Origin of the sequence: Microvirga zambiensis WSM3693, from assembly GCF_016735695.1 — a bacterium.
GTDB lineage: Bacteria > Pseudomonadota > Alphaproteobacteria > Rhizobiales > Beijerinckiaceae > Microvirga > Microvirga zambiensis.
The window spans coordinates 1-9598 of the sequence record NZ_JAERQD010000118.1; the positions used below are offsets into that span (position 1 = coordinate 1).

At 59.2% G+C, this 9598-nt stretch carries 10 protein-coding genes and 2 pseudogenes; 6 read left to right on the top strand and 6 right to left on the bottom strand.

All coding sequences use genetic code 11. The features are described from left to right. Nucleotides 1–165 precede the first annotated feature (165 nt). A complete protein-coding gene (locus JKL46_RS33285; protein ID WP_201842656.1) occupies nt 166–483 on the top strand; it encodes a hypothetical protein in 318 nt (105 codons plus the stop codon). A 201-nt stretch (nt 484–684) separates the two neighbouring features. Here JKL46_RS33285 and JKL46_RS33290 read toward each other — a convergent pair whose 3' ends face one another. The 5 genes and pseudogenes from JKL46_RS33290 to JKL46_RS33310 form a co-directional block, all read right to left on the bottom strand. Next, nucleotides 685–1218 (bottom strand): OmpW/AlkL family protein, encoded by a 534-nt coding sequence (locus JKL46_RS33290; RefSeq protein ID WP_246529707.1) that lies wholly within the window; start codon nt 1216–1218, stop codon nt 685–687. Nucleotides 1219–1541: 323 nt separating this feature from the next. After that, nucleotides 1542–1828 (bottom strand): annotated as a pseudogene (locus tag JKL46_RS36095) (IS481 family transposase); the annotation flags it as partial. A gap of 165 nt (nt 1829–1993) precedes the next feature. Continuing rightward, entirely contained in the window at nt 1994–3433 is a 1440-nt protein-coding gene (gene rpoN, locus JKL46_RS33300) for an RNA polymerase factor sigma-54 (protein WP_201842659.1), read from the bottom strand. A gap of 37 nt (nt 3434–3470) precedes the next feature. Beyond that, complete coding sequence (locus tag JKL46_RS33305) at nt 3471–4052, bottom strand: peroxiredoxin (protein ID WP_201842661.1); 582 nt, start codon at nt 4050–4052, stop codon at nt 3471–3473. Next, nucleotides 4052–4363, bottom strand: coding sequence for a hypothetical protein (locus tag JKL46_RS33310; RefSeq protein WP_201842663.1), 312 nt, complete (start codon nt 4361–4363; stop codon nt 4052–4054). The genes JKL46_RS33305 and JKL46_RS33310 overlap by 1 nt, the downstream gene beginning before the upstream one ends. Nucleotides 4364–4869: 506 nt before the next feature. Between JKL46_RS33310 and JKL46_RS33315 the strand changes: the two genes are divergently transcribed. Continuing rightward, nucleotides 4870–5502 carry a nitrogen fixation protein NifQ gene (locus tag JKL46_RS33315; protein ID WP_246529708.1) on the top strand — a complete coding sequence of 211 codons (633 nt, stop codon included), beginning with the start codon at nt 4870–4872 and terminating at the stop codon, nt 5500–5502. A 50-nt stretch (nt 5503–5552) separates the two neighbouring features. On the opposite strand, the pseudogene JKL46_RS37205 reads toward JKL46_RS33315, so the two are convergent. Then, nucleotides 5553–5644 (bottom strand): annotated as a pseudogene (locus JKL46_RS37205) (RNA polymerase factor sigma-54); the annotation flags it as partial. Between the two features lie 270 nt (nt 5645–5914). On the opposite strand from JKL46_RS37205, the gene JKL46_RS33320 reads away from it, so the two are divergent. The 4 genes from JKL46_RS33320 (at nt 5915) to JKL46_RS33335 (ending at nt 8646) form a co-directional block, all read left to right on the top strand. After that, nucleotides 5915–6337 carry an RT0821/Lpp0805 family surface protein gene (locus JKL46_RS33320; RefSeq protein WP_040639794.1) on the top strand — a complete coding sequence of 141 codons (423 nt, stop codon included), beginning with the start codon at nt 5915–5917 and terminating at the stop codon, nt 6335–6337. A 21-nt stretch (nt 6338–6358) separates the two neighbouring features. Beyond that, nucleotides 6359–7576 (top strand): cytochrome P450, encoded by a 1218-nt coding sequence (locus JKL46_RS33325; protein ID WP_201842667.1) that lies wholly within the window; start codon nt 6359–6361, stop codon nt 7574–7576. A 36-nt stretch (nt 7577–7612) separates the two neighbouring features. Continuing rightward, entirely contained in the window at nt 7613–7846 is a 234-nt protein-coding gene (locus JKL46_RS33330) for a ferredoxin (protein WP_009495348.1), read from the top strand. Nucleotides 7847–8106: 260 nt separating this feature from the next. After that, entirely contained in the window at nt 8107–8646 is a 540-nt protein-coding gene (locus JKL46_RS33335) for a nuclear transport factor 2 family protein (protein WP_009495349.1), read from the top strand. Nucleotides 8647–9598: the final 952 nt, after the last annotated feature.

The following is a 9598-nucleotide window of genomic DNA, read 5'->3' on the forward strand; positions in this document are numbered from 1 at the left end:
ACGGCGGGGCCACGATCGCCCCGATCATCCCAGCCAATCCCTGCAAACGCGTTCCCCACGTTCCAGAGCTCGCTGCGGTGAAAGAGACGCAACAGATTGGCTCGCCTCGCCGCAGATCAGGTCAATGCAGTAAACCCTGGTGAATAGGAACGGATAGAGCAGCGCATGGAGGCGCTGGCTGATCAGGAGGAGCTCCTGCGCAACGATGCGCAGCGCCAGCAGCAACTGGCCGGTATCGCAGCCTCCCTGGAGGCCTTTCGGGAGCGGCTGCAGCACGGGCTGGCGAAGGCCACCTTCGAGCAGCGCTGGCAGCTTGTGCTGTTGCTCGTCCACCGTGTCGTCGTCACGGGCGACGAGGTCGAAATCCACTATGTGGTGCCCATCAGCCTTGCGAGTGAGCACGTCCGCTTTTGTCCATTGCGTAAGGACTACTTCGACCACCCACCTGCGTGGCAGCGGCTGAAAGCTCTGTTGCTCGGATAGCCTACGCGCGATCTCGATCACGAAGTCCCAATAGGCCGCTTGGCCCATCAATCTCCCGCGATCGTCGCGGGAAAGACCAGACCTCTCGTAAGGATTGCAACATGATCTCGATCAAGCTGCAGCCACAGAGTGTGCCCCACAGAGCGAAAGAGACTTCGATTTTGAAGCCTCTTCCGGAGATCGAGCTGAAAGTCAGCCAGCTCAGAACCGATAAGTCACGCCGGTGCTGATCAGCCACGGGTCGATCTTGACCTTGCCATTGATCGCGCCGTCATTGACACTCACATCGGGCTCAAGGAAGTTCTTCTTGACGTCAAGGTTGATGCCCCAATGCTTGTCGATCATGATATCGACGCCGGCCTGTAGAGCGAAGCCGAACGTGTTCGCGAGATTGAAGTTTTCAAAGCTGCCCTTCGCCTTCTCATCGAAGAAGAAGGTGTAGTTAATGCCCGCGCCGACGTAAGGCTTGACCATGCCGAGATCAGTGAAGTGGTATTGCAGCATGAGGGTCGGCGGAAGCAGCCACACATCGCCGATCCGGACACTCTCAAGGCTTCCAGCCCCCTTCACCCGATGAGGCGTCACGCCGAGGATGAGTTCGGCCGCCAAATTGGGCGTGAAGAAGTATGAGATGTCCAGTTCGGGCACAACCGAGGTCGAGATGTCGACATCGCCGCCTACGTTCAAATCGGCATTAGGTTGCGGATGCACGACGAGGGCACGTCCACGGATCATCCAAGGGCGGAAGGTATTGACAGTGACAACTGGAGCGGCGGGCGCCTTAATACGGCCAATCAAATCAGAAGCCTAGGCGATATATGTGGCGCCGGCGAGCATCGTTCCGGACAACGCGGCAACAAGGAGAAGGCGAGACATGGTCATTTTGACTCCGTTTCTCACACGCGCCCGACACGGCCACGTGTGCTTGACTGACTGGATTTGCTTCGGTCTAGTGGAGAGTGTTTTGCTGTCTATTCGGCGTGCCTTTCGAACTGAACCGGACTGACATAGTCGAGCGTCGAATGCCGCCGGACACGGTTGTAGAAGTCGTCGATGTAACGGCCGAGCCCCTCAGACTTGAGGATGCGGTAAGCCGCATCGCAGTTGAGATGCGGCAGGAAGTGCGTGACCGCGAAGGCGAGGTCATCGAGCAGAAAGCCGGTGGCCTGGCGCAGAGCGCAGACGATCGCCCGCTCTTCCTCGGTGGCTTTCCAGGGCAGCTTGCGCGGCCGGCTGCTATGATCCTGACAGTCATGGCTTCGCGCTTACGCCATTTGCGGATGCTCTCGGTACTGAACCCGAAGTGTTTCGCCAGCACGCCGGCGGACTCGGCTGAGCGGGCGATCTCCTAGCGAACGGCCGGGGTGGTGCGGGCTTGCGTGTGGATGGACAGCATCCCGTCCTCCTGCGATGAGGAGTTCGGCGTCGCAGGCCGTCAAAGCGCCAAACATATTCCTCAATCGCGCAACGCATCCGATCCTAACAACCTTCCGCCACCAAACAGCCCTCCCTAGGCCCACAAGCGCTTTTCCCGGCGGCGCTGCACGGATGAGGGGATGTTCATCGCCTCGCGATACTTTGCGACGGTGCGACGCGCAATATCGATGCCAGTTTCCTTAAGTCGGACGACGATGTCATCGTCGGACAGCACATCATCAGGCGATTCTACGGCGACCATCGCCTTAATCCGATGGCGGACAGCCTCGGCGGAGTGCGCGTCGCCACCTTGGGATGAGGCGATTGCGACAGTGAAAAAATACTTCAGTTCGAACACGCCGCGCGGAGTGAGCATGTACTTGTGCGACGTCACTCGGCTTATCGTCGACTCGTGCATGTTGATCGCGTCAGCGACAGTTCTGAGATTGAGAGGCCGCAGGTGGGCGATGCCATGTTCAAAAAAGGCATCCTGCTGGCGGACGATTTCAGCCGCTACCTTAAGGATTGTCTTGGCGCGCTGATCGAGGCTGCGGATTAGCCAGTTCGCATTTTGGAAGCATTCGTTGAGAAATGCCTGATCTTTCGAATTATGGGCGGTCACGCGTGAGACTTCGGCGAAATAGGTTTGGTTGATCAGCAGCTTGGGCAGTGTGTCTGGCTCAAGTTCGATTTGCCATCCACCTCCGGGCGAGGGTTGGACCCAAACGTCGGGAATGATGGATTCCGGGCCTCCGGACTGAAACCGGTTTCCCGGCTTTGGGTCGAGCGCACGGATTTCATGCAGCATGTCGAGAAGATCGTCTTCGCCGACTCCGCAATGCCGCTTCAATGCCTGAAAATCGCGCTGCGCAAGCATCTCAAGATTGGCAACCAAAGTTGCTATCGCCGGGTCGAACCGGTCTCGCTGACGCAACTGTATCTCGAGGCATTCACTGAGAGTACGCGCAAAGATTCCCGGCGGATCAAAGAGCTGCAAAGTTCTGAGAACCCGTTCCACATCAGCCTCCCGGACATTTAGGCTCCCGGCCAGCTCCAAAAGGTCTACCTGAAGATACCCGGTGTCTTCCAGATGATCGGAAAGCGCGCGAGCAATCAGCCGCTCCTGCGGTGTGTATGCGGTGAGGGCGATCTGACGAGCGACATGGTCGTGCAATGTTTCGGCGGAGGCAGTAAACTCGCCGAGGGCAAGGCTTTGCCCGGGCGGGATACTGGTTGTGTCGCGCGTTGATTTCCATTGCATGGGCTGTTCCGGGGCCCCGGTCCTGGTCGGCTCATCAACGTCGTTTTCGCGTGCGCCGATGTGCGGATCCTCGGCCGAAGTCGACAAAACATCGCCTAAAGCCCCGCCATCGTTTGGCGCTAGCTCCAAAAGCGGGTTCTTCTCGATTTCCTGCTCCACGAACTGACGCAGCTCGGCATGTGTCAGTTGCAGCAAGCGGATCGACTCAATGAGTTGAGGTGTTATACTCAGAGATTGCTTCTGACGCTGAAGCTGGCTTGCTGAGAATCTCACGGTGAAACTCCTGTCAAGCGACGCACTTGGTCGGGCGTCATGGGATCTGTGAGATGTTGACTCGTCCAGGTCGTGCGGCGGCCGCGGTTTGAAAGGACTTCAGCGCTTCGAGAACGTTCTGCGGCGACGAGATGCCGTAAGGGTCGGTTTCGCAGTTGTCGGAGAAGCCGTCCTCCTCGAACCACTGCTCCACCACGCCGTTATCGATCACGGCAGCGTACCGCCAGGAGCGCATACCGAAGCCGAGATTCTCCTTGGCAACCAGCATGCCCATCTTACGCGTGAACTCACCCGAGCCGTCCGGGATGAGCTTGACTTTCTGCAACCCCAAGGCCTTGCCCCACGCATTCATGACGAAGGCATCGTTGACGGAGATGCAGTAGATCGCGTTAGTTCCTTCCCTTTCAAACTCGTCATAGAGCTTTTCGAAATCGGGCAGTTGGTAGGTCGAGCAGGTCGGGCTAAAGGCGCCAGGCAACGAGAACAGGACGACGCGCTTGCCGCTGAAATAGTCGTCGGACGTCTTGTCTTCCCAGCGGTAGGGGTTCGGCCTCTCGATGGACTCATCGCGAACTCGGGTGCGAAATGTGACGAAGGGAACCATCTTATTAACGGTCATCAATGGTGCTCCTTGAGAAGAAAAACGGGCGGTGCAATCACGTGAGGATGGTTGTCGAGGCGAGGATAGGAACGTCTGACGAAATCGACGATGTCCTGACCGGCATGATCGCCGCGCGCGAGACGGATGGTCCGACCGTTTCCCGAACGGCCGTAAACGTCCATCGATCCGTCATCGCGCGGTTGCCAGCAATGCGATTCCGCATGCTTAATAACAGCGGCGGTGTTGCGCAAGGGGCGCGTTGATGGCGCCAGCGTGTGCAAACGAGGAGCAATCACCCCGGATAAACGGTGCCAATCAGTTTGCGACAAAGCCCGTCTCCTCACTCTGTGACGCATGTGCGGAGAGCCATGCATGTCCCGTGCCAAAGGAGAAACTCATGTCAAAACAACATAATGGCTCTAATGCTGCGATGCCGCCTGTCCGACATTGTCGACTTTCGGACCATGCGGAGCGCGGTGGGACGACGGGTGAACTGCGCTGTTCCCGCGGAGCATTCCTGTCCGCCACTCCTGGGACAACGTCAGGCAACCGACACCGACTGTCGGGTTTGTCGTGTCCGCGACACGGTGGTGTGCGGCCCGGCGTCCTGCCGCACTCTCAAGCCATTGACCAGGATCCAGAAAATTATTTCTGAGGCGCTTTCTGCGCAATTGGCACGCCTTTTGAAACTCCCCCGTCGGGAGCCGAAGGAGCTGCCAACCGGCACTCATGTTGTGGGTACCCGCGATCGATGGGCCGCAGGAAGGAAAGCAACATGTCAGGTCTGCGTCAGAACCGCAGTCTGTGGGAAACGGTTATTCCTCGTGGACTCCGAATGTCCTTTTGGTCCGATGAGCGACGACACTCACAATCGCGCAGCATCGGCCGACGGCCGATCGACTTGGAGACCGGGTTCGACCAGCATGTGCTTGCCTGTGTCCTCTCACGAGCGCTCGAGGAGGCCGAGGCCGGCGAGGCGAAGGCGACAGAGGCAACCGGCCTTTCGCGTGCCGAGCTGCAGGATGTCCTGACCCGCAATTTCCCCGCTATCGCTGTCAACGCCTTCGCTTTGGAAGAGGTGACCGACCGCGAGCCGGATATGGAGGAAGAGCTTTTGCGCGGCCTTCTGTTCGCGCATGCCCGGCCGGGCGACCCGGTGAGTGCCCGCTTCGCCAAGATCATCGCCCGGCGTGCCTTGTGCAATAACCATCTCTGGCAGGACCTCGGCCTTTTCAACCGGGCCGCGCTCAGCCGCTTGCTTGCCACGCATTTTCCGATGCTGGCGGCCGGCAACACCAAAAACATGAAATGGAAGAAGTACTTTTACCGCAAGCTCTGCGAGGCTGAAGGTTTTTCGCTCTGCGCCGCGCCCAGTTGCCGGGAATGCAACGAATTCGACAGCTGCTTCGGCCCGGAGGAGGGCGAAAGCCTCCACGCACGGACCAAGAACGGGCTCGCCTTGGATTAAGAGTGGCTTTCGCCAGCAGGACAAGGCCGCCAGTCTTGATCGCCATTCGTCTAAATCCACAGGCGCTTTTCCCGGCGGCGTTGCACGGAGGAGGGGATGTTCATCACCTTGCGGTATTTGTGACGGTGCGGCGCGCAGTGTCATGTCGGACAGCACATCTTCGGGCGCTCTCCTCGCGCTGTTCGAGGTAGGAAAATGCCGGGTCTCGAAGATTTCGCTCGGGAAGGCGCGCAATCCGCTCTTCCGGCCAGGCCGCTGCCCGGTGAAGAGGCTTACAATCTTGTCGGATGGCGAACGCTATGCCGCGCAACCTAGGGAGTCATTAGGTGTGACTTTTTCGTTCTTGGAGACCCGACGCGCCATGAGGGCCGATGCGCGCCGTTATAAATCAGACGCCCTCCTGAGCGAAGCCATGAAAATGCTCGCCGTAGGGATGATCCCCCTGTCGGCGGGCGCCTGCAGCTTCTCCTTCGGGACCGTGGGACTGCAGGAGGAGGAGCCGCAGATCACGGACTCGGTCAGCCGGACGGCCGTGCCCCTGTCGCCCGACCTCAACGAGGAGGATTGGCGCCGGGCCAAGGCGGCCCTCTCCGTGGCGCTCGATCCGCAGCGGCCCGGCACCCAGGTCTCCTGGGATAATCCGGCCTCCGACCGGAAGGGCACCTTCACGCCCACAAGCGCTCCCTTCGTGAAGGACGACCAGATCTGCCGGAACTTCACGGCTCTCATCAACGGATCGTCCTCCTCCTCCCTCCAGGGCATGGCCTGCCGGCCCTCGGGCGGCGGATGGGTGATCAAGGGCATCAAGCCGGACAAGACGACCGCCAAGGTCTAGCCGAAGATGAGGAGAAACCAAGTGGCGAGCAACCCGGTTCCAGATCATGTCCCACCCGAAATGGTGAGGGACTTCAGCCTGTTCACGTCGGCTGGCATGCTGCCGACGCCCAACGGGGATCCGCACGCAGCTGTCGCTTGCGTCCATGCCGGGCCACCAATCTTTTATTCCCCCTACAACACACACAATGGCCGGGGGACCTGGGTTATTACGCGCACAAGAGACCAGCGCAGGGTGCTGCAGGACGCCGAAACCTTTTCCAGCCATCGCAGCATCTTCGCCTCCGTGCTCGGCGAAAACTGGCCGATGATCCCGCTCGAACTCGATCCACCAGCCCATGGCATTTTTCGCTCACTACTCAATCCGCTGTTCTCGCCCAAGCGGGTGATGGTGCTGGAGCCGGTTGTCCGGGAGCGAGCGATCGCGCTGATCGACAGGATCGCCGCATCGGGCACAAGCTGCGATGTTATGAAGGATTTTGCATTTCCTTTCACAGTCAACATCTTCCTTGGCTTTCTAGGGCTATCGGATGATCGACTCGATATATTTGTCGGCTGGGCGAACGATCTGCTCCACGGCGACGATGTCAAACGACCGGCGGCGGCCCGGATGATTGTGGCGTTCATCGACGAACTTGCAGCCATGCGCCGCAAGGAACCAGTCGCCGATTTCATGACCTTCGTCGTGCAGGCAGAGGTCGAGGGCCGCCCGCTGACCGACGAGGAAGTCCGTGGCACTGGGGTGCTTCTGTTCGTCGCTGGACTCGACACAGTTGCAGCAGCGATAGGCTTTGACTTGGCCTATCTCGCGCGCAATCCCAAAGACCAGGACTTGCTGCGGAGCGAACCGGATCGAATCGGGTTCGCAGCCGAAGAATTGCTGCGCGCCTATCCAACCGTGCAGATGATCCGGGTGGCAACGAAAAATATCGACTTCGAAGGCGCGCCGATCCGTAAAGGGGACTATGTTTCCTGCGCCACGATGATTGCCAATCGTGACCCGGCGGAATTCAAATGCCCCAACACGATCGATCTTGCGCGAGAGGACAACCGCCATGCTGCCTTTGGCTATGGCCCGCATCGTTGCCTTGGCTCACACCTTGCCCGGCGGGAGATTGTCATTGGCCTCGAGGAGTGGCTGGCGCGCATTCCGGGCTTCCGGATCAAGGAAGGTATGGCGCCCATCACCTATGGCGGCCATGTGTTCGGGATCGAAAATCTGATCCTGGACTGGTCCTGACCAAAGCTGCCGGGGCACAAACATGGAGGTAGAACCATGCGCATCATCGTCCACCATGCCACATGCCAGGGTCACGCGCGATGCTGGGCGCAAGCGCCGGACATCTTCAAGCTTGATGACGAGGGCTATATCCTGCCCGGTGACATCAATGTTGCGGAAGGGGACGAACTGCTCGCGTCACGAGGCGCGCAAGCCTGCCCCGAACGTGCACTGGAAATCGATCGCACAGCCGCTGCGCTTGAATCGGTGTTTATTCAATCGAGAGTCTAGTGGGCTTAAATTGGGGTCAGCGCGACCTGGCCGCACCGCGAAAAGGACGGCGCGCGGCCTCTGTCCTGCCACCGTCCTCGTCCAACTGGGCAGTGGGGTCATCCTCTCCGGTATCGAGCTGCTTCACATGATACGCAAACGGCAGGCGAGGTTCGTCTTACAGTCCACCTCCTAGCGCCGACCAGTTCGAAATCGTTGCAGCGGACCGGAGACGCGAAAACGCCTCTTCCTGGCCAATCTCAGCATTCGCGACAGAGCCGATGAACCAGGCAAGAATTTCCGAACTACGCGACCGGGAGGCGATCCGCGACTGCCTCTATCGGTACTGCCGTGGGATAGACCGCGCGGACGAGGCGGCGCTGCGCAGCTCGTACTGGCCCGATGCACATGACCATCACGGGGCCTATTCCGGCTCGGCCGAGGGCTTCATCCAGTTTGCGCTCGGTGTCTTCAAGACCGGACCGCGCAACATCCATCAGATCACGAACGTCCTGATCGAGTTCATCAGCCCGGAAGAGGCCGCGGTCGAGAGCTACTTCACCGCGCTGCAACGCGGACCGGACGAGGCCGGAGAGATACGCCAGGTGCTCCTCTGTGGCCGCTATTGCGATCTGTTTCAGGAGAGGGCAGGGGAATGGCGGATTGCCGAACGCACGGTGGTCTACGATTGGGTCGAGGAGCAGACCCCGCCGGCGGCCTCCGAGACAGAGCAGTTCAGCCCCCGGCAGCCGCTCGGAGCATCGTACCCGGATGACCCGGTCTACGCGCTCACGAAGCGCCGCATTTCTTCAAAGATATGAAAGTGTACTGCATATGAATGTAACGGTTGAATGCTCCGCTCCCATAGCCACGGTGCCTTCAGAGGCTCCCAACTGGAGAGCCGCGTCGGCCGCGGAGACGAAAGACTATAACCATCCTGCAATGCCCCAGCGCTTCTCCCGGCAAAAGCCTTGCCGGTGAGGATGCGGCCGTGAGGATTGCCTTTCCGAGCCGAAACGGCGCGACCGCAACAGCGGTCTGCTCCGTCCCACGAGCCCGCCGACGATCCTTGTGTACATCAATTGCAGGCCATCGGCGGAGCCGCTCATCGAGGCGAGCGGCGCCTTCGCCATAATTTCCTGACGGAGGAACAGCACCGTGTTGCGTGCTTTCTTCGACGTCCAGGCGCAGCCTGGAGGATCGGTTCGCAGAGGGGAAGAGAACCGACATATAGATTATTGTTATTTTACAGATGCTTAACAGGGTATATTTAGCCTCTATGTTGCAGGTTTGTGTACCACCAGAGGCGATACCTCCACGCACATGGAGTTGAGCAACGTGCACCCTTTATAAATGATCTATCGTTAGCTATCGGGGCTCTCGGCTGCGCGGTCGAACTTTTCCAGCTCCTGCGCTGCTATTCGAGGGGGTGAGACAGGTATTTTGGCTCACCAAACCCGCGGCATGGTTGACTTGCAATCGGCGGCGGGCTTCAACGGCTCTGCTATTCTCCAAAGTGTGGCAGTGTGGACGACGCTCTGCGCTAAATCGGTCTACGAGGGTTCTTGATGGCTAACGGCATTGTACATCTTCCACCTACTGGTCAGGCGGAAAAGGTGCCGGTCGAATTGCTCGACTTCGACCAAAATAATCCTCGTTTTACACCGGATAAACGGCCCATAGGATCGGGAGATAGGGCACTGTTGCGGTAACCTCGGCAGTATAATCCAGAGCGGCCAATCGAGGAGCCGCCCTGTTGTCTTTGTTCAAGCG

What these genes read in the sequence shown, in the direction of transcription:
- JKL46_RS33285 (WP_201842656.1), top strand. Translation starts at nt 166, where the DNA reads ATGGAGGCGCTGGCTGATCAGGAGGAGCTCCTGCGCAACGATGCGCAG.
- JKL46_RS33290 (WP_246529707.1), bottom strand. Translation starts at nt 1,218, where the DNA reads ATGATCCGTGGACGTGCCCTCGTCGTGCATCCGCAACCTAATGCCGAT.
- JKL46_RS33305 (WP_201842661.1), bottom strand. Translation starts at nt 4,052, where the DNA reads ATGACCGTTAATAAGATGGTTCCCTTCGTCACATTTCGCACCCGAGTT.
- JKL46_RS33315 (WP_246529708.1), top strand. Translation starts at nt 4,870, where the DNA reads ATGTCCTTTTGGTCCGATGAGCGACGACACTCACAATCGCGCAGCATC.
- JKL46_RS33320 (WP_040639794.1), top strand. Translation starts at nt 5,915, where the DNA reads ATGAAAATGCTCGCCGTAGGGATGATCCCCCTGTCGGCGGGCGCCTGC.
- JKL46_RS33330 (WP_009495348.1), top strand. Translation starts at nt 7,613, where the DNA reads ATGCGCATCATCGTCCACCATGCCACATGCCAGGGTCACGCGCGATGC.
- JKL46_RS33335 (WP_009495349.1), top strand. Translation starts at nt 8,107, where the DNA reads ATGAACCAGGCAAGAATTTCCGAACTACGCGACCGGGAGGCGATCCGC.